The organism is Cryobacterium sp. TMT2-14 (assembly GCF_004402465.1).
Classification (GTDB): Bacteria; Actinomycetota; Actinomycetes; order Actinomycetales; family Microbacteriaceae; genus Cryobacterium; species Cryobacterium sandaracinum.
On the sequence record NZ_SOFV01000040.1, the window covers coordinates 73043 to 96887 of the forward strand.

Annotated in this window: 19 protein-coding genes and 1 pseudogene; 7 read left to right on the forward strand and 13 right to left on the reverse strand. The window is 70.2% G+C overall.

What is annotated here, in order from left to right; translation table 11 throughout:
* Nucleotides 1-10: 10 nt before the first annotated feature.
* The 4 genes from E3O28_RS13720 to E3O28_RS16445 all read right to left on the reverse strand — a co-directional run bounded on the left by E3O28_RS13720 (nucleotide 11) and on the right by E3O28_RS16445 (nucleotide 4043).
* Entirely contained in the window at nucleotides 11-2191 is a 2181-nt protein-coding gene (locus E3O28_RS13720) for a DEAD/DEAH box helicase (protein WP_134342072.1), read from the reverse strand.
* 204 nt (nucleotides 2192-2395) lie between these two features.
* Nucleotides 2396-2731, reverse strand: a complete 336-nt coding sequence (locus tag E3O28_RS13725) for a DUF6804 family protein (RefSeq protein ID WP_134416465.1) — start codon at nucleotides 2729-2731, stop codon at nucleotides 2396-2398.
* Complete coding sequence (locus E3O28_RS16440) at nucleotides 2731-3861, reverse strand: DUF2207 domain-containing protein (RefSeq protein WP_166784836.1); 1131 nt, start codon at nucleotides 3859-3861, stop codon at nucleotides 2731-2733. The genes E3O28_RS13725 and E3O28_RS16440 overlap by 1 nt, the downstream gene beginning before the upstream one ends.
* A complete protein-coding gene (locus E3O28_RS16445; protein ID WP_166784837.1) occupies nucleotides 3858-4043 on the reverse strand; it encodes a hypothetical protein in 186 nt (61 codons plus the stop codon). Before E3O28_RS16445 ends, E3O28_RS16440 begins: the two co-directional genes overlap by 4 nt.
* Before the next feature lie 89 nt (nucleotides 4044-4132).
* Between E3O28_RS16445 and E3O28_RS13735 the strand changes: the two genes are divergently transcribed.
* Nucleotides 4133-4411, forward strand: coding sequence for a metal-sensitive transcriptional regulator (locus E3O28_RS13735; RefSeq protein WP_104101060.1), 279 nt, complete (start codon nucleotides 4133-4135; stop codon nucleotides 4409-4411).
* 107 nt (nucleotides 4412-4518) lie between these two features.
* Entirely contained in the window at nucleotides 4519-4686 is a 168-nt protein-coding gene (locus E3O28_RS16450; RefSeq protein WP_158252085.1) for a hypothetical protein, read from the forward strand.
* A 655-nt stretch (nucleotides 4687-5341) separates the two neighbouring features.
* On the opposite strand, the gene E3O28_RS13740 is transcribed toward E3O28_RS16450, so the two are convergent.
* Nucleotides 5342-6901: an SDR family oxidoreductase gene (locus E3O28_RS13740; protein WP_134374676.1), complete on the reverse strand. Its 1560-nt coding sequence runs from the start codon at nucleotides 6899-6901 to the stop codon at nucleotides 5342-5344.
* Between the two features lie 134 nt (nucleotides 6902-7035).
* Between E3O28_RS13740 and E3O28_RS13745 the strand changes: the two genes are divergently transcribed.
* Nucleotides 7036-7896 (forward strand): TOMM precursor leader peptide-binding protein, encoded by an 861-nt coding sequence (locus tag E3O28_RS13745; protein WP_134416466.1) that lies wholly within the window; start codon nucleotides 7036-7038, stop codon nucleotides 7894-7896.
* Between the two features lie 91 nt (nucleotides 7897-7987).
* On the opposite strand, the gene E3O28_RS16560 is transcribed toward E3O28_RS13745, so the two are convergent.
* From E3O28_RS16560 to nudC, 4 genes are read right to left on the reverse strand one after another with little or no spacing between them, the layout of a single operon-like run.
* Entirely contained in the window at nucleotides 7988-8239 is a 252-nt protein-coding gene (locus E3O28_RS16560; RefSeq protein ID WP_174721911.1) for a hypothetical protein, read from the reverse strand.
* 9 nt (nucleotides 8240-8248) lie between these two features.
* Entirely contained in the window at nucleotides 8249-8989 is a 741-nt protein-coding gene (locus E3O28_RS13755) for an SGNH/GDSL hydrolase family protein (RefSeq protein ID WP_134416468.1), read from the reverse strand.
* Nucleotides 8990-9014: 25 nt separating this feature from the next.
* The gene (locus E3O28_RS13760; protein ID WP_134416470.1) at nucleotides 9015-10730 is read right to left on the reverse strand and encodes an ATP-dependent helicase; all 1716 of its coding nucleotides are present in this window, start codon (nucleotides 10728-10730) and stop codon (nucleotides 9015-9017) included.
* Nucleotides 10721-11689, reverse strand: coding sequence for an NAD(+) diphosphatase (gene nudC, locus E3O28_RS13765; protein WP_104101054.1), 969 nt, complete (start codon nucleotides 11687-11689; stop codon nucleotides 10721-10723). The genes E3O28_RS13760 and nudC overlap by 10 nt, the downstream gene beginning before the upstream one ends.
* An 89-nt stretch (nucleotides 11690-11778) precedes the next feature.
* Between nudC and E3O28_RS17055 the strand changes: the two are divergent.
* Nucleotides 11779-12540: pseudogene (locus E3O28_RS17055) on the forward strand (phosphotransferase); the annotation flags it as partial.
* A gap of 284 nt (nucleotides 12541-12824) precedes the next feature.
* On the opposite strand, the gene E3O28_RS13775 reads toward E3O28_RS17055, so the two are convergent.
* Together E3O28_RS13775 and E3O28_RS13780 are read right to left on the reverse strand one after the other, a co-directional pair.
* The gene (locus tag E3O28_RS13775) at nucleotides 12825-16271 is read right to left on the reverse strand and encodes an ATP-dependent DNA helicase (RefSeq protein ID WP_134416472.1); all 3447 of its coding nucleotides are present in this window, start codon (nucleotides 16269-16271) and stop codon (nucleotides 12825-12827) included.
* Entirely contained in the window at nucleotides 16268-19582 is a 3315-nt protein-coding gene (locus tag E3O28_RS13780; RefSeq protein ID WP_134416474.1) for an ATP-dependent DNA helicase, read from the reverse strand. Before E3O28_RS13780 ends, E3O28_RS13775 begins: the two co-directional genes overlap by 4 nt.
* 98 nt (nucleotides 19583-19680) lie before the next feature.
* Here E3O28_RS13780 and E3O28_RS13785 point away from each other — a divergent pair, with 98 nt between their 5' ends.
* The gene (locus E3O28_RS13785; RefSeq protein WP_104101050.1) at nucleotides 19681-19905 is read left to right on the forward strand and encodes a DUF3107 domain-containing protein; all 225 of its coding nucleotides are present in this window, start codon (nucleotides 19681-19683) and stop codon (nucleotides 19903-19905) included.
* 6 nt (nucleotides 19906-19911) lie between these two features.
* A complete protein-coding gene (locus E3O28_RS13790; protein ID WP_134416476.1) occupies nucleotides 19912-20220 on the forward strand; it encodes a hypothetical protein in 309 nt (102 codons plus the stop codon).
* A gap of 25 nt (nucleotides 20221-20245) precedes the next feature.
* On the opposite strand, the gene E3O28_RS13795 is transcribed toward E3O28_RS13790, so the two are convergent.
* Complete coding sequence (locus E3O28_RS13795; RefSeq protein WP_233191421.1) at nucleotides 20246-20953, reverse strand: ferritin-like fold-containing protein; 708 nt, start codon at nucleotides 20951-20953, stop codon at nucleotides 20246-20248.
* 207 nt (nucleotides 20954-21160) lie between these two features.
* On the opposite strand from E3O28_RS13795, the gene E3O28_RS13800 reads away from it, so the two are divergent.
* Nucleotides 21161-22738 (forward strand): DEAD/DEAH box helicase, encoded by a 1578-nt coding sequence (locus E3O28_RS13800; RefSeq protein ID WP_104101047.1) that lies wholly within the window; start codon nucleotides 21161-21163, stop codon nucleotides 22736-22738.
* A 137-nt stretch (nucleotides 22739-22875) separates the two neighbouring features.
* Here E3O28_RS13800 and E3O28_RS13805 read toward each other — a convergent pair whose 3' ends face one another.
* Entirely contained in the window at nucleotides 22876-23745 is an 870-nt protein-coding gene (locus E3O28_RS13805; RefSeq protein WP_104101046.1) for a PHP domain-containing protein, read from the reverse strand.
* Nucleotides 23746-23845: the final 100 nt, after the last annotated feature.

The following is a 23845-nucleotide window of genomic DNA, read 5'->3' on the forward strand; positions in this document are numbered from 1 at the left end:
GGGGCGCGTTCTACAACTCCCCGTCGAGTGCCAGGGTCAGCAGGTAGATCAGGGCGCTGGCCTGCACGGAATCGGCGGACGAGATCTCGTCGACGGCGCCGTCCAGGGCGCGGGCCGCGAGGCCCTGCTTGCTGCCGATGAGTTCGGCGATGCGCGCGTCAATGGTGTGGGCGGCGATGATCCGCCACGCGGTGACCGGCTCGTCCTGGCCGATGCGGTGCACCCGGTCGATGGCCTGTGTCTGCTCGGCGGCAGTCCAGCTGAGCTCGGCGAGCACGACGTTGGAGGCGGCCTGGAGGTTGACGCCGACTCCGGCGGCAGAGAGGGAACAGACCACCACGGCCACCCCCTGGTCATCGTTGAAGGAGTCGATGGCGGCCTGGCGGGCCAGTGCGCTTTGGTCGCCGCGCAGGGAGACCGTGCGCAGGCCGCGCTTGGCGAAGATGTCCTCGGCGGCATCCATCACGTCGATGTGCTTGGCGAAGAAGACGACCTTGCCCACCGAGTGCGCCAGCTGCACGGCGTAGTCTGCCGCGAGGGCGGCCTTGGCCTGGCCGATCTTGCGCACCATGGTGAAGACGTTCTCACCGGTCGTCTGCCCCTTCGACTCCTCGAGTTCGGCGTGGGCAACCGCGCGGATGAACGCGGCTCGCTGCTCTCCCTCGAGGACGGGCGGCGTCTGGCCCGGATGGCGGGCGGCGACGAGGGAGTGGTACCGGGTGACCAGGCGGGCGGCGAGCTCCCGCTCGGCCTGGCGGATGGAGCGGCCGAGGTCGTCGTCCAGCTCGACCGGGATGTCGGCGATGCGCTTGGCCGGCAGGTCGGCGGCGACGTCGACCTTGCGGCGGCGCACGATGCCGAGGTCGATCACCGCGGCACGCGCGGCGCTGTAGAACCCGGAGTCGGCCGGGGTCAGCCCGATCGCTTCGAGCTTCTGCATGAGTCTGGGGGCCGGCTTGTCGCCGTCGAGCCAACCGAGGAACTGCCAGATCGCCCGGAAGTCGTCGACGTCGTTGATCAGCGGGGTTCCGGTCAGAGCCATCAGCAGCGGGTTGCCGCCGGGCGTGCGGCGCCGGATCTGCTCAGCCAGGGCCAGCACGTGCTTGGAGCGCTGCGACTGCAGGTTCTTGATGAAGTGCGCCTCGTCGACGACCATGCCCTTGAAGCCCAGGGTGCCCAGCCAGGTGCGGTGCCGGTCGAGCACGTCGTAGTTGACGATGACCACATCGGCGAAGGCGTCGAGCGTGTCGCCGTCGCCGTGGATGACGGTGGCCCGGCGGTTCGGCGTCCACAGTGCGACCTCGCGCACCCAGTTCATCTTGACGACGTTGGGAACGATGGCCAACAGCGGGTAGGCCCCGCTGACGGATGCCGCGAGCAGGCTCTGCGCCGTCTTCCCGAGCCCCGGCTCGTCGGCAAGCAGGTAGCTGCGGTGGCCCAGGCGCGCGCTTTCGACGAACCGGGCCTGGTGGCGCATCAGCTCCATGCCGCGAGGCGAGAGCCGGTCGACGCGGGGTGCCTCGGGCAGGTCCATGCTGGCGGCCTGACCGCCGGAACCATACTCGAAGGATTTGAACAGCGGGCCGATGAGTTCCCAATTGGCCAGGCGACGGCCGGAGACGACCGGCTGGGCCGTCGCGGCGCTGAAATCGGGCGCGAGGAACGGGTTGGCGAGCTGGCGAGCCTTGACCGACTGAGGGATGACCTGGTTGACCGGAATTTCCGGCTTGGCCTCGGCCTCGCGGGTGATGATCAGTTCGTCGGGGGTGAGTTCGGCGCCGGACTCAAGCAGCCAGTCGCGGCGGAACCGCTGCGCGACCGTGGACACGCCGGCATCCGGTTCCAGCAGGGTGATCAGGCTGGTGTCGCGGGCCGCGGTCTTCGCCAGGATCTGGGCGATGCCGTCAAGGCGTTTCAGCAGTTCCGCGCGGTTCGCGTCGGTGAGATCCTTGTCGCCCTTGACCCGGGCACGTTCCTCGCGCATGAGCAGCGCGATGACCTGGTACTTGGTGCGGTTGGTCGGGCCCAGCTTGGCGCCGACCTGCGCCTTCGCCTCCACCTCGCGCACCTTGCGGGCGAGGATGGGAATGATGGGGGCGTCATCGTCGCGGGAACGAGGTCGCTGCCGAGCGCGACCTTCGGCGGCAACACGGTTGTTCGAACCGGCGGCCTGGTGGCGGGTGTAAGCCATTCTTCTCCAACTTCACAGCAGCACAGCAGACAAAGGCCGTGCTCGACGTGGTGCGGCATCCGTGGACACCGGTGCGATCGATACGTCGAAGCCTGAATCGAGCAACGTGCCAACCCTATTTGCGCCACCGGCATTTGGGATGCAGCGGCACGGTCAAGACGGTAATCGGGCTTTTTCGACGCGGATATAGTCTACGCCCGCTGGTCAATCCCGATGCACCGGCACCTTGGTGACGACCCCGACGAGGATGAAGACCAGCGCGGCGATGAACTGGGCGGACACCCAGCCCCGGCCGGATAGGTCGATGACCACGATCGGGTTCCAGAGCACCGCGATCGGCGCGAGACCGATCAACCACAGCCAGACCTTCGCCTGGATGGCGAAGACGCAGAGGATCATCGCGAGGATGCTGACCGCGTAACGGATGATGATAAAGCTTTCGGAGTCCAGCAGCGCGAGCCCGCCGAGCAGGGTGACCGCCCCGAGCAGACCGGGGGCCAGAGCGGAACGTGTGACTGTGGGTTCGACCGGGGTGCCCATCAGACGCCTCCTCCTCCTCCTCCTCCGCCGCCGCCTCCACCGCCGCCGACCGAGCCACCTCCACCCGAACCGGAACTGGAGGAACTCGACGCGCTTCCCGACCAGGAGGCCGAGGTGGAGCTCGTGAACGAGCTCAACCCGGCGGCGAACCAGACCGGGTTGAACGGAGCGATCCCAGCGTACCAGTCCGGCTGCGCGTCACTCCGGGCGTAGTGGTCACCGAGAACCTGGGCCCACTCCTTCTCCTGACCGAACAGCACCGCGAACGGCAGCAGGTGCTCATAGAGCTTCAGCACCTGCCCCGGCTGCCCCGGATCGGGCAGGCCGAGAACGGATGCCGGGTCCGGCCGGTAGGGCGACCTCAGCGCTCCCTCGGGGCTCTGCAGCACTCGCAGCCGTTCGGCCCGGGCTATATCGATGTACAGCTTCACGCCGACCAGAGTCAGAATGCCGGTGAGCACAGCGCCGACGAGCAGCCAACGGGGCAGCCGGCCACCCTTCCTCTCCCGCAGCCCGTCGGTCAGCACCTGCTCGGTGACCGCCTGGAGCTGCTTGGCCAGCCCGGCGCCCAGCTTGGTGTCCTTCGTCTTGAGGTCGCGGCTCGTGCCCGCGTGCAGCCCCGGGAACAGCAGCCGGAGCACCGCCTGCTCGGCCGGGTCGAGGTCTCTGGTGTGCAGCAGCTCGAGCAGGTAGTGCTTTGTGCCCTCCCCCTCCAGGACCCGCACATTGCCACGCACAGCGAAGCTGAGCAACTGGGCGGTCATGGCCTTGGCGCTCGTGCGCATCACGTTTCCCGCCAGGAGCAGGTTGACGCCCTGCGGCCGCAGGTACTCGGCGACGACGGTCGGCCGACCCGGTGCGTTCCGCCAGCGGGTGGCCCGGGAGGCGACGGCGAGACCGGCGCCGAGCAGGCCGATCAGGGCCGCTGCGAGGCCGATACCCGGGAACGGGTTCGCCGTGAACGACTGGTCGCGGGGCACGAAGGTGCCAGGTTCGAACCCGACGGCCGGAGTGAGCCCCTCGGCCGAGCCAAGTGCCCCGGCGGTGACGTCGAGCGTGACGTCGACCTGTTCGCAGGTGATGACATAGGTCTGCCCGCCATGCACGAAGACATCGGTGGCGATCGTCACCGGCGCGGGCTGTTGCGCACCACGAACAGGCTGGAGAACACCATCAATGCGGCGGAGATCAACGGGTTGATCAGGTTGGACACGGCCAGCGGCAGCACCGCCCGGCCGTAGCAGAAGGTGCAAACCAGGGTACCCCTGATCACGCGCAGGGTGCGTCGGGACAGCCGGATGACGTCGGGCATGGTGCCAGGTGGTCGCACACGATGGTGACGTCGCTGGCAGACGACAGAATACCCCTCCGGGGTATTTGAAATCGCGGTACTGTAGACCCATGATTGACGACATCAAACGGCGTGCCCTGCACCGTGCCCGCATCCTCGAGGGTCAGATGCGTGGTTTGGAGAAGATGATCGAGAACGAGGATTACTGCATCGACATCCTCACGCAGTCCCTGTCAATCCAGAAGTCGCTCGGCTCGCTCAACAAGCTCCTCGTGGACAATCACCTGCAAACCCACGTGACCGAGATGTTCGAGGCCGGGGGCGAGGCTCGGGGGACCGCCATCGCGGAGCTGCTCAAGGTCTTCGAACTCAACAACAACCGAGGCTGAAGCCGGCAGCACCCGCCGCGTTGACATCACCGGTGGAATCAATTAGCGTCTCTGAATGCTCCAAATCCGGGCATCGGTCGTTCCCCCGAGACGAATTGGTTTTCCCATTGACTTCAGAATCTGCATCCCTGCCGAACCTTCCCGGCCACACCGAACACCACGACATCACGAATCTGGTCGGCGAATACCGCCAGCGCCAGCTCAATCTCTTCCGTGAGCGCCAGCTGGAACTCGAGCCCGACGAGCAGATCTCTGCGCACCTTCCCACGCACTAGCCACTGCGCCCGAGCCACTGCGCAGACTCGCCCCACATCAAATCTGCTGGATCGGCATCGCGTTGCTCGCAACTCTTCCATAGTGCCTCGCCGTGACCGCACCGGCCCCTGAGTGAGTCCTCATCGCTTCGCGGCGTCGCGCGCCCACGATCGGGTCCGACGGCACCGCGTGCACGCGGGTCATCACCGGCGAGGCGGCGAGTGCCCTGGTCAAGGCCCGAGCCGCACGAGTCATGCGGCGCCTCCAGCGATCACCGTTTGGTATCCGGCAGATGGTGTGGCCAACTCAGGAGATCCGCTCGGGGCATGCCGGGCATCCGCGCTGGTTCCGCACTAGCCTGCGGCGGCTGGCGGACCCAGGCGGCGGATGTCCTGAGTTGGCCACACGCGCGGGCTCAGCCGGGCCTGACCGACGAAAGCGTTCGGGGCGCCAGAATCGCCGTCGACTCCGTTCGGGCTGAGTGGCCCCAGGGCCTCGGACTCGGAAAACCGGGCGGTTGGAACGCGGTTTCATACCGCGTCGAGGGCCCGGTCAGGTCAGGGCCCGGTCAGGTCAGGGCCCGGTCAGGTCAGGGCCCGGTCAGGTCAGGGCCCGGTCAGGTCAGGGCCCGGTTGGGTCAGAGCCCGGTCAGGTCAACCTTGGTGAACTCACCGCTCAGGCGGCGCGCTCGGCGACCGGCCGGCCCGATCCGGGGGCATCCGGGGCAGTCGTGGCGTTCGCGTTCGTCACGGCCACCTCCACGGCAGCCTCCCCTACGGCGGCCGCCGTGATCCGATTGGCCATGCCGGTGAAGATGACGCCGTGGAAGGGCAGGATCGCGAACCAGTACAGCCGACCGCCCAGTCCCCGTGGGAAGAAGACGGCGCGCTGACGGTACACGGAGCCGCCGCCCGGCGCCGGATCCGCCGTCATCTCCAGCCACGCCCGGCCGGGAACGCGCATCTCGGCACGGAGACGCAGGAACCGGCCGGTGTCGATGCGTTCGACCCGCCAGAAGTCCAGCACGTCGCCCGTATGCAGGTGGTCGGGGTTACGACGGCCGCGGCGCAGGCCGACCCCGCCGACGAGCTTGTCCATCCAGCCGCGGATGGCCCAGGCCAGCGGGAATGAGTACCAGCCGTTGTCACCGCCGATGCTCTCGATCACGCGCCACAGGGCTTCCGGCTTCGCTGCGGTGTGCTTTTCCTTGAGGTCGGTGTAGACGAGGTGCCCGGCCCATTCGGGGTCGCTGGGCAGCGGGTTGCTCGACGCGCCCGCGATCGACGCGTTCCGCCAGCTGGTCTCGACGTCGCCGTCGCGCATGCGGCCGAGGGCCAGGCGCACGGCGGTGCGATACCCGGTGAGACCCTCTTTCGGCTGGGGAATGTACTGGTCGATGTCGCGCTCGTGCACCACACAGTCGTTTTGCAGACTCGCGATGATGGGCACGGCCAGGCTGCGCGGGATGGGCGTGACCAAATTGACCCACTGCGATGCGAGCCAGGGCGTGAACACGGGCAGGGACGCGATGGGGCGCTGGCGCAGGCCGGCCTCGAGGGCGTACCCGTTCATCATCTGGCCGTAACGCAGCACGTCGGGGCCGCCGATGTCGAAGGTGCGGTTGACGTCGGCGGGAAGCTCCGCCGACGCGACGAGGTAGTAGAGCACGTCACGCACGGCGATCGGCTGGATCTTGTTGCGCACCCACTGCGGCGCCGGCATGTACGGCAAAACGTCGGTCAGGTGCCGGATCATCTCGAACGACGTGGAGCCGGACCCGATGACCACCCCGGCCTGGAGGGCTGCTGTCGGCACACCGGACTCCACCAGAATGCGGCCGACCTCTGCCCGGGAGCGCAGGTGCTGGGACAGCTCCTCGGTGTCCGGGTGCAGCCCGCCCAGGTAGACGATGCGGGAGACGCCGGCCGCGGCGGCGGCCGTAGCCACATTCGTGGCCGCGAGGCGTTCCGTGCTCTCGAAGTCGCCGCGGGTGCCCATCGAGTGCACCAGGTAGTAGAGCACATCGACCCCGGTGACGGCGGATCGCACACTGGCCAGGTCCCCGAGGTCACCCTCGGCGACCTCCACCTGTTCGACCCACGGGACATCCTTCAGCTTCTGGGGTGTGCGCACGAGCACGCGCACGGCGTAGCCGGCTTCCAGCAGCAGGGGAACGAGCCGGCCGCCGATATACCCGGTAGCGCCGGTCACAAGTACACGTCGTTGCGTCGTCATAGCGAAAGCCTAGGGGCGGATGCTGGACTGACGCCGAGGATCGGGCAAACGGCCGCGCCGTGCCGAGCTGCGGCTGTGGGCCAGGGCTGTGGATGACTCGCGCGGGCGCGCGCAGAGTGCGGCATCATCGCCGAATGACACTCCGACTCGATCCCCGGTATCCGGTCGTCTGGCGCTCGCCCGACATCATCCAGGTCGGCGTCGACCACCCGTTGGTCGTGATCACCGCCCTGAGCCCGGGACTCGAGCGGGTGCTCGCGGCCCTGTTCGTGGGGGTGCCCCGCTCCGGAGCACTGATGATCGGGCGGGAGGGCGGGGCCTCCGACGAGGCCATCCTGGCGCTGCTCCGCGCCCTGCGGCCGGCTCTTCTGGTCACCGCCGAGAATGTTCCGGGCCCGGCCCGGATGCCCGAACCGGTCGCCGTGGCACCGCCGCCCAGAATCTGCGTCGACGGGTGCGGGCTCACGGCGGACCTGATCCGCACGCTGATCGGCACCCTGGGTCTGACCCTGGCCAAGACCGACAACCCCGGCACCGGGCTGGCCGTGGTCCTGGGTCACTACGCCCTGGAACCGGAGCGGCACGGGCGCTGGCTGCGCCGGGACATCCCGCACCTGCCCGTGGTCTTCAGCGACAGCGAGGTGCGGATCGGACCCCTGGTCGAGCCGGGGGTCGGCCCCTGCCTGTACTGTCTGGAGCTGGCGCACATGGATTCCGACCCGTCGTGGGCCGCCCTGGCCTGCCAGCTGCTCAGCCGCCGGGCACCCACGGAGACCCCGCGGGCCGGCATCGATGTGGCCGCCCTCGTCGCCGGGATCGGCCACGACCGGCTGGTCCTCGGGCGGTCCACCCTCACGGAGACCGCGCTCATCTTCGACGTGGCGTCCGGCACCCTCAAACGTCGTGGCTACCGGCCGCATGAGTCGTGCGGCTGCCGCACCGTTCCCGGGAACGTGACCGCGCTGCACGGGGCCGGGCGCCCCGTCCGCGACTGACCGGACAGGTCCAGGTCAGACCCGGTCGCAGACCGGGGCCCAGATCAGGCTCGGGCGAGCCGGATGCCCCGCTCCAGCCCCACGACCAGGGTCAGGTCGAGCAGCGGCCGGGCTTCGGCCCAACCGCCCTCGCCGTGCAGCAGGTAGTTGCCCTCCACCACCACGAGGCGCCGGCGTTCAGCCGGGCGACCAGCGCCTCCCCCACGGTCGACTTTCCCGATCCCGGGGCGCCGGCCAGGCCGACGAGGGTGCGCGAGCCGGCATCCGTCGCCTGCCGGGTGCGTTCGAGTTCGACCGCCCGGACGACCGCGACAACCTCGTCCAGGCTACGGAGCAGGGCCATCAGGTGCTCTCAGCCGACCGGGCGGTCGAGTCGGAGGCCGGGCGCGGAGTCGAAGACGAACCGGGCCCAGAGGCGGTAGCCGAGCGCACTCGGGTGGAACTCGTCGCTGGCGAAGAAGCCCTCGACGTAGGGCGGCGGGGTCGGGATCGCGACGACCCCGTCGAGACCCTCGACGGCCAGGCGGGCGCCGGTGTCGAGGCTCGCGGCGTGCCGCGCGAGGGTGGCGCGCAGGGGTTCGGGCAGCAGCGCGAAGCGGTCGAAGCGCGGCATCAGCGACACGAGCACGGCCGCCTGCGGCGCCGCGGCCCGCAGGGCGAGCACGATTCGACGCACATCGTTCGTGAAGGCGTTTCGGGAGCGCAGCCCCAGCGCATCGTTCGCGCCGATGGTCAGCAGGGCCAGGTCGAAGGGCACGGCGGCGGCGTCCGTCAGGAAGCGCTCGCGCACGTCCCGGGCCGTGGCGCCGTTCTCACCGATCGCCCGCCAGGTGCTGCCGCGGCCCCAGCGCTCGGCCACCTCGTGGGCGATCCAGCCAGGCAGGGCCTCGCTTTGGGTCTCGGCGCCCACGCCGGCGGCGGTCGAGTCGCCGAGCACGAGGATGCGCAGCGGGTCGGGGCCGGGCCGGGAACCGGTCCACGGGAGGGCGGCGTCGGGCAGCCGGGGCGTGTCGCGGCGCAGCCGGCGTGCCTGCGTCACCAGTAACGGCGCGTAGGGCACCGCAGCCAGGCGGGTGAACGGAAAAGTGGGCACGCCCCGAGGCTACCCCGCGCCGGTCTCAGGAGCCGCGGGCGGCGGGCGCACGCACGCCGCGGGCGCCGATCTCGGACAGGAACCGGGAACGCTCTCTGGGGCTGCGCTGCTGGTGGCCCGCAGCAGACCAGCTCAGGGACAGCCGTTTGCGTGCACGGGTGATGCCCACGTAGAGCAGCCGGCGTTCCTCGTCGATCTGCTCGAAAGTGCCTGCGTAGCTGATCGGCACGAGTCCCTCGGACAGACCGATCAGGAAGACGGCGTCCCATTCGAGGCCCTTCGCCGAGTGCAGCGTCGCCAGGGTCACCGCGGACACCGTGGGTTCGTGCTGGCCGGCCTGGCGCTCCATCAGCTCGTCGGTGAACTGGCGGAATGTGGTCTCTGGGGCTGCCTGGTCGACGAGGCCCATGATCGCGTTAAGCGACTCCCACCGGTCGCGCACCGCGCCCTGGGCCTCCGGCGCACTCTGGCTCCAGCCGAGGGAGCGCAGCACGTCACTGACGGATTTGAACAGCGGTTCGCCGATGATCGAGACGGATGCCGCGCGCAGCTGCATCACCGCCTGCTTGACCTCGGCCAGGTCGAAGAAGCGCTTCGACCCGCGGATCTGGTAGCTCACCCCGACGTCGCCGAGGGCAGTTTCGAGGAAGGCGGCCTGCACGTTCACCCGGAACAGCACGGCGATGTCCTCCGGGCGGGTGCCGCCCTCGATCAGCTCGACGATGTTCTGGGCGACGCCGCGGGCCTCGGCCATGTCGTTCGGGTATTCGCGCACACCCGGCTCGGTGCCGATTTCGCTGGCGTGGGCGCGCAGGGTGAGGGCGCCGGTCCGCCCGCGCATGAGCTGATTGGCCGTGGCGACGATCGACCCCGTCGACCGGTAGTTCTGCTCGAGGCGCACGACGGTGGCGTCCTCCCACCGCTTGGGGAAGTCGAGCAGGTAGTCGCTGCGGGCGCCCGCGAAGGAGTAGATGGTCTGGCTGGCGTCCCCGACGACGCAGAGGTCGCGGCGCTGGCCCAGCCAGAGCGAGAGCAGGTCGTGCTGAAGCGGGGAGACGTCCTGGTATTCGTCGACGACGAAGAAACGGTACTGCTCGCGCACCTGTAGGGCGACGGATGGCTCGGCCTCGATCATCCCGGCCATCGCCAGGAGCACATCCTCGAAGTCGATCTGCTTGCGGTCGTCCTTGAGGCGCTCGTAGGACTCCATCATGGCCAGCACCTGGTCCACGTCGAGCCGGCCGGGCAGGCTGCGCTTGGCGATGCCGGCCCCATACGCCTCAATGCCGATTCCGGAGGTCTTTCGCCACTCGATCTCCGCGGCCAGGTCGCGCAGGGTGGCCGTGTCCAGCTTGAGATTCAGGGTTTCGGCGGCGTGCCCGAGCAGACGGCCCTTGCCGTCGAGGATGCGGGGCGCCTGGCCGCCGACGACGTGCGGCCAGAAATAGTTCAGCTGCGACAGGGCCGCCGAGTGGAACGTGCGGGCGGCGACGCCCCCGGCGCCGAGTTGGCGCAGCCGGCCGCGCAGCTCCGCGGCGGCGCGCGCCGTGAAGGTGAGGGCCATCACCCGGTTCGGCGAGTACGCGCCGGTCATCACGCCGTAGGCGATGCGGTGGGTGATGGCCCGGGTCTTGCCGGTGCCGGCGCCGGCGAGCATGCACACCGGACCCACGAGCGCCTCGGCCGCCACCCGCTGCTGGTCGTCGAGGCCGGCCAGCAGGGAACCGGCGGTCAGCGCCATCCGTGCACCTTGTCGGGGCCGAAGTCGAGGGGTTCGCCGAGCCAGTGCTCGATGATCACCCGGGCGATCGAGGAACGGCCGGGCAGGATGATGACGTCGCCGGAGGCCCGTAGCTCGTCGCGGCTGAACCAGCGCAGGTCGAGGATCTCCTCCCCGTCGGGGAGCAGGGCTGCCGGAGCCTGGCCGTCGGCGAGCCGGGCCGTGAAGCCGAACATGATCGAGGCCGGGAACGGCCACGGCTGGGAGCCGAGGTAGACCGGGTCGGCCACGCGCAGGCCGGATTCCTCGAACATCTCCCGGATGACGGCCGCCTCGAGCGACTCGCCCGGTTCGACGAAACCGGCCAGGAGCGAGTAGCGGTTGCCCTCCCAGAGGGCGTTCGAGCCGAGCAGGATGCGGTCGTCGGCGTCGGTGATCAGCACGATCACGGCCGGGTCGGTGCGCGGGAACACCTGGCCGCCGCAGTCGGGGCAGCGCCTCGTCCAACCGGCGTTCTCGATCAGGGTGGCCGTGCCGCAGCGCGGGCAGTGGGCGTGAGAGTCGTGCCAGTTCACGACGCCGAGCGTCTCGGTGAACAGTCCCGCGTCGCGGTCGGACAGGGTGGTCGCCACAGGGCGCAGGGACACCCAGAGGGACTCGTCGGGTTCGAGCGCCAGGGCCTCCTCGTCGGTCAGCACGGCCGCGACCAGCGGGGTGCCCACGGGCTCCGGCGCATCTTCGGCCAGGGAACGGCCGAGGTAGAGCCGGAACTCGCCGGCGGGAACTCGGTCGGGAGCCAGCAGGCGCAGTCGGGCGGGGGCGGCGGCCTCCATCAGCGCGGAGCCTCGCCACAGCACGAGCAGGCGCGTGCCGGCATCCGTCTGCAGCGTGTTGAGCAACCCGGGGGTGGCGCGCGCCTCGCCGTCACGGTCGACCGCGTGACGGGAAAGCGGCAGACGGGAGGTGAACGCAAACGACATGGTGCTCCTCGGTCTCGGACAGACTGCCGAAGTTGTGTCGAGGCGTGGCGAACAACCGCGCCGAGGGGAAGTCGACCTAACCTAGAAGTATGGTCAGATCCCCTCTCACTCTAGCCGCGCTGGCCACTGCCGCCGTCCCCGGTCTCGACGTCGTCCAGGTGCGTCTGCACGGCACCGTCGCGCGTTCTCGAGGAGCCAGCGGCGCGTTCGAATCCGCACTGCTGATCGACCGCGACGACCGTGCCCTCATCATCCGGGTCCCCGCCTCGCAGGCCGCCGAAACCGAGCAGTCCGCCGATCTGGTAGCCCTGCGCGCGCTCACCGTCGGCAACCGCAGCCGGCTCCCCTTCGACGTGCCGCAGTTCGTGGGCCAGGCGCCGCTCAGCGGCACCCGGGCCGTCGTCTACGAGTTTTTGGAGGGCGATTCCTTCGACGCGGATGCCCTCACCGGCCACGCGGGCGTGTCCGGTTCGATCGGCCGCGCCATCGCCGCGGTGCACTCACTGCCGACGGCCTTCGTCGGCACCGCCGGGTTGCCTCAGCAGAGCGCTCAGGAATGCCGTACCGGAACCATCACCTTGATCGACCGGGCGGCCACCACCGGCTACCTGCCCGCCGCGATCCTGCGCCGCTGGGAACAGGCCACCGACGACGACGGGCTCTGGCAGTTCGCGCCCTGCGTGGTGCACGGGTCGTTGTCGGCTGACTCGTTCCTGATCACCGACGACTCCGTCTCCGGGGTTCTCGGCTGGTCCGCCCTGAGCGTGGGCGACCCGGCCCGCGACCTGCACTGGCTGCTTTCCTCCCGCGGGGCGGCCGGCGAGACCGCCGTCGCGTCGTACGCGTCGGCCCGCCAGGGCAACGACCCGAGGATCACGCAGCGCGCGATGCTCTACGCCGAGCTGGAGCTGGCCCGCTGGCTGCTGCACGGCACGGACACGCGCAGCCAGGGGATCGTCGACGACGCCGTGGCCATGCTCGACGGTCTGGTGGACAACGTGCACCAGGCTACGTCGCATCCGTTGTCACCGGCCACCGGCCCGATCCTCGATGTTGCCGGGGTGGAGAGCATGCTCAAGTCAACACCGCGCGGCATCCCCCGCCGCGACCTGGGTGGTTCCATGCACACCGACGCCTACAACCTGTCGGAGTTCGGCGGCGAGTTCGAGGACGACGACGAGACCGGCTCCGGTTCGGGTCCAGGCTCGTCGTCATCGTCATCGTCATCGGCCGACGATGCCACCACCGGCGCGCTCGACACCGTGGGCGATACCGCCTTCAGTCGAACGGACGACCAGGCCCGCACCAGGTCCTCCTCGGAGTAGAGCCGGTCCGGGGCGACGATCGTGTCGTCCGCGACGAAGTAGAACACCGCGTCGACGATCTCCGGGTCGATGCCCTTCCAGCGCGCATAGGCGAGCCGGTACAGGGCCAGCTGGGTCTGCTTGAGCTCGAGGTCCGCGGCGCTCGAAGGCGCCCGGCCGGTCTTCCAGTCGACGACCTGGTAGCCCGTCTCGGTGCGGTAGACCGCGTCGAGCTTGCACACGAAGACCTGCCCGGCCAGCACGTGGTGGATCTCGATCTCGACCTCTTCGGGCTGCACCGACGCCCACGGCGAGTGCTCGAAGGTGCGCTGCAGCCGTTCGAGCTGGGCCTGCTCGAGCGGCTGGTTCTGGTCGAGGTCGAGGTCGAGGTCGAGGTCGTCGGGGCGCTGGTCACCGAGGTCCAGTTCGCTCTCGTCCGCGTCGATCAGGTCGCCGCCCGACGCCCCGCCGGCGCGCTGTTCCACCCAGGAGTGGAACAGGGTGCCCAGCCGGGTGGCCCGGTACGGTCGCTCGGGCATGGGGCGGCGCAGGGCGGCGGCCACCCCCACCGGGTCGTCGATGTAGTCCTTGAACCGGGAAGCCGGAATGCGCGTAGGCAGCGGGACGGCGCCCGCGCCGGCGAGGCGCAGCATCCGTTCCTCGAGCAGCAGGGTGACCGCGTGGGACCACCGGGTGTCGCGTTCGCTCTGCGCTTCGGCGCGCACCCGGGCGGCCGCGGCCTCGACGAGGGGCCGCCGCGTGCCGAGCGGGTCGAAGGGCCAGTGCTCGTCGACGCCCTCCCCGGTGTCGGGTTTCTCGTCGTGCTCGCTGCCCTCCGGCAGCGCGGCGATCAGCCCGGCCTCGGCGAGCTCTTCGAGGTACCGACTGGGGGCGCGCACGGTGCTGCCGCCGCCCCAGTACGATCCGGTGAGCAGCAGCTCCTCCTGGGCGCGGGTCGTGGCCACATAGATCAGGCGCCGCTCCTCGTCGTCGTGGCGGGCGGCGAGCTGCTCCTTGTACGCTTGAAATTCTGTGTCGAACGACAGCTGGGTCTCATGCTCCTGCCAGGCGAGCTCGGGCAGCTCGGCCCGGTCGCCGCGGAACGGGTAGGGCAGCTCGCCGAACTTCAGCCAGCCGGCCCCGTCCCGGGTCTGAGCCGGCAGGCTCTTCTCGGTCAGGTTGGGGATGGCCACATAGTCCCACTCGAGCCCCTTGGCCCCGTGGATGGTGAGCAGTTGCACGGTGCCGCTCTCGCCCGGCTCGATCCGCGGGCCCAGGTCGTCGCGGGCGGCGGCCCTGCCCAGCCAGCGCAGGAAACCGGCGAGGCTGCCGACCTCGTCGCTGGCAAGGAAGGCGGAGACCGTGTCGTGGAAAGCGTAGAGGTTCGCGAGGCCCAGGCCGTTGGCCTCGTTGGCGACGAGTTCCACGTCGAGCAGGAGCTCCTGCTCGATCAGCCGCACGAAGTCCAGCAGCGGCAGGCCGGCCCGCGCGCGCAGCCAGGCCAGCTGGCGGCCGGCGGCCCGCACCCGGGCCCGGCCGGTGTCGCTGAAGCCCGCGAGCTGCCCGTGGGTCTCGGGGGCGGCAGCCACGAAGTCGAGGGCGTCGACGAGCGACGCGCCCTCGTCGACGGCGACGGATGCCCGCATCTTGTCTTTGAGTTCCTGTGTCACCGCCTGCTGGGCCCAGTCGTGTGCCGCCAGCCAGCGCGCCACGGCCGCGAGGTGCTGCAGGTCGCGGGGGCCGACCCGGTAGCGACCGCTGGCGAGCAGTCGCACCAGTTCGCTGCCGGCGGCGGGATCGTGCACGACCCGCAGCACGCAGATGACGTCGGTGACCTCCGGGGTGGAGAGCAGGCCGCCGAGGCCGAGCACGTGGGCGCGGACGCCTTGCTCCCGCAGCACCTCGGCGAAGAACTCCATCTCGCGCCGGGCCCGGAAGAGCATCGCGCCGGACTTGTCAGTGCCGCTGGTGAGGCGCGTGGCGAACCAGTCCGCCACGACCCGGGCCTCGTCGGCGATGGTCTCCAGCATCGACGCCTCGACCCGCCCGTTCGCCTTACCGGCCGGCACCGCGAGGGTGTCGACCTGGATGCCGTCGGGCCGGGCCCGGAGCGCCTCGCTCAGCGGCGCCACCAGCGCGTTCGCGGTGTCGAGCACCGTGACCGGGTTGCGCCAGGTGACGGAGAGGCTCATCGACGGCGACTGGCGGTTGGAGAGTCCGGCGAAGCTCTGCGAGAAACCCAGCAGGTTCGCCGAGCTGGCCCCGCGCCAGCCGTAAATGGACTGGTGCGGGTCACCGACGGCCATCACCGGGTGCCGGCTGAAGAGGGTGTGCAGCAGCTCGGTCTGCAGCACCGAGGTGTCCTGGTATTCGTCGAGCAGCACCACCCGGTACTGGTCGCGGTAGCGAGCGACGACCTGCGGGGTCTTCTGGCAGACCTGCAGGGCGAGAGCCACCTGGTCGGAGAACTCGATCAGCCCGAGCCGGCGCTTCTCCACTGCGAAGCGTTCGGCGAGCTCGAACAGAACCGGCAGCGGCTCCACCGCCGCGAGTGACTCGGCGACCGAGGCATACGGGATCTTTTTGCGCGGGTTGCCGTAGGGCAGGTCTCGCAGATAGCCGAAGCCGGCGGAGAGGCCGGTCAGGTCGTGCGGCGCGGCCGGGACGCCCGGAACAACGGGCGGGGGGTTCTCGGCGAGGGAACGGCTGAAGGCGAGCACGGCATCCGTCACCGCGTCGAGCTTCTTGCCGAAGGGTACGAGCCGGCTGTCGCCGTGCTCGATCACCACTCGGCGGGCCAGCAGCCAGGCGCTGGTCTCGCTGAGAAGCACCGACTCGGGTTCGCGCCCGAGGAGCAGGGCGTTGTCGGTGAACAGGCGGCTGGCGAACGAGTTGTACGTCGACACCGTGGGCATGTTGAAGAGGTCGGAGGAATCGATCGTGACCACCCCCGCCGCGGGCGCCGGCGGCTTCGGCAGCAGCCCTTGCGCGTCGAGCTGGTCGATGCGGTCGCGGATGCGCTCGGACAGTTCGCCGGCGGCCTTGCGGGTGAAGGTGAGGCCGAGGATCTGGTCGGGCCGGGCGTGCCCGTTGGCGAGCAGCCAGAGCACCCGGTTGGCCATGGTCTCGGTCTTGCCGCTGCCGGCCCCAGCCACCACGAGGGTGGGCGTCAACGGCGCCTCGATCACGGCCTGCTGTTCATCCGTGGGGGGGAACATGCCCAGCGTCGCAGCGATCTGGCGGGCCGAGATGGGCGGCGGGGTGACGGACTGGTTCATGAGCTGACCTGCTTGATGACGTGGATTCGGCAGGACCCGTGCGAGCGCGGGTCGAGGCAGTGGGAACTGATTTCGGCGAGGAAGGTGGCGCCGCCCATGCCGGCGGCGTCCCAACCGACCCGGCTGCGGAAGGCCGCAAGCTCCTCAGGGGTGAAGGTGGACTGGGTGGGATTGCGGTAATTCTGCTTGACCGTGCCGCTGGACACGATCAGGAGGCGAGCGCCGGCGAGCGGCATTCCGGCGGGGATGCCCTCGATGGCACCCTCGCTGAACGCGAGCTGGTAGGCGCCGAGCTGCGGGTGCAGGGCCACCCCGGCGTCGTTGATCGGGTCGCCGCGGCCCGTCTTCAGGTCGACGATGACCGCCCGCCCGTCGCCGAGCCGCTCGACCCGGTCGACCGTGCCGGACAGCACGGCGCCGTCGACGTCGAGCTGGAAGGTGCCCTCCGCGCTGAGCAGGCTGCCACCGCCGTGTTCGAAGTCGAGCAGGTAGGAGGCGAGCCGGTCGGTCAGCGCGCGCGCCTCGACTTTCTGCACCCCGGACTGCCAGTCGGCGTCGAACTGAAGCTCACCCCAGCGCGCCTCGACGCCCTTCCAGAGCGCGTCGGGGCTATGAGTGGTGGAGTCCTCCATCACCTTGTGGATGATCGTGCCGAGGTTCGCGGCGGTGTTGGACGTGCCGCCGCCGACCTGCCCGATCACCCAGTGCAGCGGGCAGGTCTCGAAGGCCGCCATCCGCGACGGCGAGACGCGCACCGGGGCGTCGCCGGCCTCCCGGTCGTTGAGCGGGCGCACGGTGCTGGGCTCGTTCAGGCCGTACCACTGGTCGGGGGCGGCACCGACCACGTTCTCCCGGGCCAGCCGGGCCAGGGTCGCTGCGGCATCCGTGGCCCGGCTCGCAGCCTCGTCGCCGTGGGCCGCGGTGCCCCGGGTCAAATCCCGGCGGAGCCGGCCCACCAGGCCGCGCAGGGAGAGCGGGTAGCGGCTGATGTCGCCGGGCTCCGGAGCCGTGCGCGGTGCGGGCTTCGGCAGCAGCCGTAAAAATACCGACGGCTGGTTCTCCTCGTTGTCGATGGCAGTCACCAGCAGTTCGCTGCGGGCGCGGCTGGCCGCCTGGGCGAACATGCGCAGCTCGTCGTGCAGCACGGTGGTGCGGGCGCCGGCCTCCTCCGGGCGCCGGCCGGCGGCGAGCGCGGCCAGGTCGCCGGCTCCGAGCAGCGAACCACGGATGCGCAGGTCGGGCCAGACGTTCTCCTGCACCCCGGCGATGACGACGACGTCGAATTCGCGGCCGATCAGGCCGCTCGGGGTGGACACGATGACCGCGTCGCCCAGCGCGCGCGGGGCGAGGGTGTCTTCGGGCACGTCGGTGTCGACAAGGTGTTCGAGGAACAAAACCGGCGGGGCGGTCGGGGTGCGCTCCACGTAGCGCTGCGCGGCGGAGAAGAGCTCCACCACGGCGTCGAGGTTGTGGTTGGCCTCGTCGGCGACGATGCCCGTGCCGGTGGACTGGTCCTTCCACTCCCGGGCGAGCCCGCTTCGTTGCCAGAGACCCCAGAGCAGTTCCTCGATCGTGGCGCCGGCAGCGTATTCCACGGCGGCCGCCCGAAGGCTCTCCCCGCAGCTGGCGGCCCGGCGGGCCGTGCGGTTGTCGATGGCGGCGAACAGGCCGGGGTCGCCGAGGGCCTCCACCAGGAGCTCGTCGGCGGAGCGGTTCCGGTCACTGCTGAGTTCCTGTTGGCGCAGCGCGGCACGCAGGCGCCGCAGGGTGATCGGGTCGAGGCCGCCGAGCGGGCCGCGGAGCAGCAGGGTCGCCTCCTCGGGCCCCAGGGGTGTGCGGCCCAGGGTCACTTCGAGCGCAAGGATGAAGGCCCGCACGGCGTAATCGTCGCGGAGCGCGGTCTGCGCCGACGACACCTGGGTGGGCACCTCGAGCGCGGCGAGCCCCTTGGACAGGGCGGGCACGAGCGAGCCGCTGCGCACGACGACCGCCATCTGACCCCACGGAATGCCGCCGAGCACGTGCCGCTCCCGCAGCCGGCGGGCGATCACGGCGAGCTGGTCGGCGGGGCTGTCCGCGAGCATGGTCTGCACGGGGTTCGGCTCCCCGGCAGGCTCGGCCTGGTCCGCCTGCCCTTCGGGCTGGACTGCCTGCGCGGCCGGGTCAGCCACGCCGACGGCGAACCGTTGCCTGCCGGCCGAGGCCGCGCCGATCCGGTGCGTGAGACCCCGCACCACCGCGCGGATGGCCGCGTCGTGCCGGTACACCGTGCTGAGAACCAGGGTCGGCAGCACGGCGCCGGACAGGTACGCGCCCAGCCGGCCGAGGGCATCCGGGTGGGCGCCGTGGAAGGAACCGGTGCTGATATCGGGGTCGCCGAACGCAATGACGCCCACGCCGCGCGCCGCGAACTGGGCGAGGAGGGTCAGGTTGGCCTGGGTAAGTTCTTGCGCATCGTCGAGCAGGATCAGGCGCAGGCTGCCGAGCGAGCCGAGCGCCGCGGAACCGGCCGGGGCCCGGGCCACGATGGCCGCGGCGAACTGGGCCAGTTCGGTGGAGTCGTACTGGCCGGGGCGGGACTGGTCTTTCACGTCGTCGTAGCCGCGGATGAACTCGGCCGCGGCCACCCACTCCGGGCGCTGCTCGCTGCGGCCGAGAGCCGCGAGCGCCTCCGGGGTGACGCCGTATTCGACGGCGCGCATCATCAGGTCGCGCAGCTGCGTGCGGAACCCGCGCAGGCTGCGCACGTCGGCGCCGAGGCTGTCGGGCCAGTCCGGTGCGGCGTGCCGCGACTCAGGGTGTGACTCGATGTGCTGCGACCCGCCCTGCGCTTGGGCCTGCTGCGCTTCGGCGTGGTCCTGCCGGTGCCCCTCGAGCAGCTCCGCGATGATCTGGTCTTGTTCGCCGCCGGTGAGCAGGGTGGGAGCCGCGCCTCCCGCCCGGGCCAGGGCATCCCGCACGATCTGGAACGCGACCGAGTTCGCGGTGCGGGCCAGCGGGCCGTTGGTGGGCACGCCGAGGCGCAGCGCAAGCCGGTCACGCAGGGCCGTCGCTCCCGTGCGAGTGGGCACCAGCACAAGCACCTCGCTGGGCGAATACCCGTGGCCCCGCACGCACTCGGCGACGAGTTCGACCAGCGTGGTGGTCTTGCCGGTGCCGGGTGCGCCGATCACGGAGGCGCTGACTCCCGAGGTGTGGCGTCGACCACCGGGCAGGGCAGGCTGCGCTACCAGCGCAAGAACGGCGCGTTGCGAGTCGTCGAGAACGACCGTTTCTTGCTCGGTACGGAGCGGGAGTCCCAGGGTTGTCACGTTTTCAAACGTAACGGGTTGCGCCGACAGTGAACGATGTCGGCCCGGTGCGCGGTTCTGTCGTAATCTGGGCGCTTAGGCAACGAAAGGCGCATCTGGTGGATATCCGCATTGGCATCTTCAATTCTCCCCGTGAGATTGGCTTCGAGACCTCACAGCCCGCGAACGAGGTCGAGGAAACGGTCGCTGCCGCCCTCGCCGGGCAGACCGGGTACCTGAAGCTCTCCGACAGCAAGGGCAAGGTCTACATCGTTCCGACCGTCGGGCTCGCGTACGTGGAGCTGGGCTCCGAGGAGTCCCGCCGCGTCGGCTTCGTCGCCTGACCAACCGTGGAACTGCTCTTCATCGCCCTCGGCGGTGCGGTTCTGGGGATTGCCGCACGGTATGCCATTCCGGGGCGCCGCGCACACGGTGCAGTCCTCGTCCCGGCGATCGGCACCATGGTCGCGTCCGTCGCCTGGGTGGCGCTGAGCTGGCTAGGCGCGCCCTTGGACGGTGGCTGGATCTGGTGGGTCACCCTCGGGGTGACCGCACTGGCATCCGTCGCAGCCGACCTGGCCCTGGTGCGCACGCGCACCGCCGGCGACGAGCGGATGCTGCACACCCTGATGCGCGACGGGCACCCGGCCCGCGCGTGACGAAGGCTCCCCGTGCGGCCGGCGGTCAGGCGGTCAGGCCGAGTCCGTCCATGCGCCGCGTGTGCGCGGCGATGAGCTCAGTGAACACGGGTTCGATCCGGGACTCCGCTGCGGTGATGCCCTCCATCGGCAGAGCCGAGCGGGCGACCAGCAGGGTGTCCCCGACCAGGCGTCGTCCCCACAGGGCCAGGTGCGACCCGAGCGCCGGGGCGGCGCCGATAGCGGCCTTCAGGTGGGTGACGAGAACCTCCGTGCCGGCGTCCTGGCCGAGCAGGTGCGCCACCCGCGGGCCCACATCGCCGGGCAGCCCGTCGGACAGCCGGATGAAGAAGTCGTCGAGCAGTCCCCCGGCGAGATAGCAGCTGAGCAGCAGTTCGTTCCAGTCGGCGCCGGCCGTCTGCTCGCGGAACGCGTCGAGGTGGGGCGCGAACGGGGCCATCACCTCGGACGGCTCACCGCCGCGGCGGCGGATCTCGGCCACGAGCCCCTGGTGCTTGGCGAGGGCCCGGCCGGCGGCGACGCTCAGCGCCTCCTTCGCGGTGAGGTCCGGAGCGATCGCGATGGCCAGGGCGAGGTTCTCGAACATGCCGAGTTGGAAGTACGCCGCCTGGCCGAAGTAGGGCAGCAACTCCGGTGTGAAACCGGCGATGTCCATTTTCGTGGTCGACTGACGTGCCCGCCGCGCCGGTTGCCGGGGTGCCTCCACGCGCTTCTTGCGCCCATCGATCCACATGATCACAGGCCCAGCTTAGAACAGTGTCGTGCCGCCACCGCGGGTTCCGGCCCACGCTGGGCGCATCGGCGCGTCCGGGTCCGGTATAAGAGACTTCACAGGGCCGCCCGATAGGCTGGGACCACGCCATCGGCATGGATCGATGGCCAGGTGCCCGAAGCAAAAGACGGGCGCATCCCGCTTCCAGCTAATGACAGGCAATAATTCGTGACTTTCTCCGAACTCAACATCGACCAGGACATGGTTCAGGCTCTCGCTGATAAAGGCATCATCGAGCCCTTCCCCATCCAGGTGCAGACCATCCCCCTCGCCCTGAGCGGCCAGGACATCATCGGTCAGGCCAAGACCGGCACCGGCAAGACCCTCGGCTTCGGCCTTCCGATCATTCAGCGACTCGGGCTCGACCCCGCACCCGGCGTGCAGGTACTCGTCGTCGTCCCGACCCGCGAGCTGTGCGTGCAGGTCTCCGAAGACCTCGAGATGGCTTCCAGCAACCGCAACACCAAGGTTGTCTCCATCTACGGCGGCAAGGCGTACGAAGGTCAGATCGAGGCGCTCAAGGCCGGCGCGCAGATCGTCGTCGGCACCCCCGGCCGGCTCCTCGACCTCGCCAGCCAGCGCCTGCTCAGCCTCGCCAACGTAAGCGAGATGGTGCTCGACGAGGCCGACAAGATGCTCGACCTCGGCTTCCTCGCCGACATCGAGAAGCTGTTCTCGCAGACGCCGCCCACCCGCCACACGATGCTGTTCTCGGCCACGATGCCGGGCCCGATCGTCGCCCTGGCGCGCCGGTTCATGAACCGCCCGATCCACATCCGTGCGTCCGACCCCGACGAGGGCCTGATGCAGGCCAACATCGAGCACCTGGTCTACCGCGCACACAACATGGACAAGGACGAGGTGATCGGCCGCATCCTGATGGCCGAGGGCCGCGGCAAGACCGTGATCTTCACCCGCACCAAGCGCGCCGCCGCCAAGCTGGTCGAGGAGCTCGGCGATCGCGGCTTCAACGCCACGGCCGTGCACGGTGACCTCAACCAGGAACAGCGTGAACGCGCCATGGCCTCCTTCAAGGCCGGCAAGAAGGACATTCTGATCGCCACGGATGTCGCCGCGCGCGGCATCGACGTGGACGACGTCACTCACGTGATCAACCACACCATCCCCGAGGACGAGAAGGCCTACCTGCACCGCGTAGGACGCACCGGCCGTGCGGGCAAGACCGGCATTGCGGTCACGTTCGTCGACTGGGACGACATGCACAAGTGGACGCTGATCAACAACGCGCTCGACTTCGGCACGCCGGTTCCGATGGAGACCTACTCGTCGTCGCCGCACCTCTATGCCGACCTGAACATCCCGGCCGGGTCGAAGGGTCGCCTCCGCGCCTCGCCCATCCGGGAGACCGCCGCCTCGGCTGCACGCACGGGTGGCGCAGGCCGTACCGGCGGCGCCGGCCGCTCCGACTCGGGCCGCTCTGACTTCGGCCGTTCCGGCGGGGGCCGCACCGGTGGCGACTCCTCGCGCTCGGGCGCCGGTCGCTCCGGCGCCGGTCACACCGACGCCGCACGCTCGGGCGCGAGCCACTCCGGCGAACTGGCCGGCAGCCGCCCGCCGCGCTCGCGCACCCGGGTCAGCGCGACCACCAATCCGGATGCCCCGGTCATCACCCCGGCCGCCGGCACTCACGACGGCGGCGGCGCCGAGCACCACGACGGCAACAGCGCCCCGCGGCGTCGAAGCCGCACGCGTCGCCACGCCCCGCAGGCCGGCACCCCCAGCTAGGCACCCCCTGCACGGCAGTTTCGGCCGTAAGCGCCTCCGCTTCGGCGGGGGCGCTTTTCGTTTGACTCCGCGGTGGCTCACGATAGGGCTCGCGGCGCATGGTAGACCGCGCGCCCGGTTCCCTAGGGTGGGCGGCGTCAGCCGTAGACGGGCGGCGAGCCCGTTCCCTGTCCGATGATGCGCTCGAGCACCTCGGGCGTCGTCGTGTTCTCGCCCAGGCGGTTCGGCTTGCCCTCGCCGTGGTAGTCGCTGGACCCGGTGACGAAGAGTCCGTACTTCTCGGCGAGCGCGTAGAGGTGGGCCTTCGCCTCGGGCCTGTTCTCACGGTGCTCGAGTTCGAGCCCGAAAAGGCCGGCCTCGGCCAACCGGGCCAGTTTCGCTTCAGGGATGACGTCGACCGCCCCGCGCGTCGCCGGGTGTGCGATGACCGGCACCCCACCGGCCGCGCGCACGAGGGTGATGGCCCGCAGCGGGTCCGGCGCGTAGTGGGGCTGGTAGTAGCCGGCCTCCCAGTGCAGTATTCCCGCGAAGGCCTCGCTCCGCGTGAGCGCGAACCCGCGGGCCACCAGTGCGTCGGCGATATGCGGGCGGCCGACCGTCGCATCCGGCGTGGTCTGTGCGAGCACGTCTTCCCAGGTCAAGGCGTAGTCGACGCCGATGCGCTCCACCATCTGCTCGGCGCGCACCAGCCGGGCCTGCCGCACCCGGGCGGTTTCGGCCACGATGCCGGCGTTGGACGGGTCGAACAGGTACGCGAGCAGGTGCACGCTGGAGAAGCCCACCCGGGTGCTGAATTCCATGCCGGGGATGAGTGTGAGTCCGGCGGTGCGGGCGGCAACACCGGCCTCGGCCCAGCCGGCGGTCGAATCGTGGTCGGTCAGTGCGACCGTGCCCAGGCCGGCCGCGGCGGCGGCCCGCACGAGCTGCGACGGGGTCTCCGTGCCATCCGACACGCTCGAATGCGTGTGCAGGTCGATCGGACCGCGGAATCGTCGAGCACCAAGCATTCCCCCATGTTAGTTGTGCGGCGGACCCGGACCGTCCCGCGGGGTTCCCAGCCGCCGCCATCGCCGACTCGCCCTCGGCCAGAACGCCGACATCGTCACC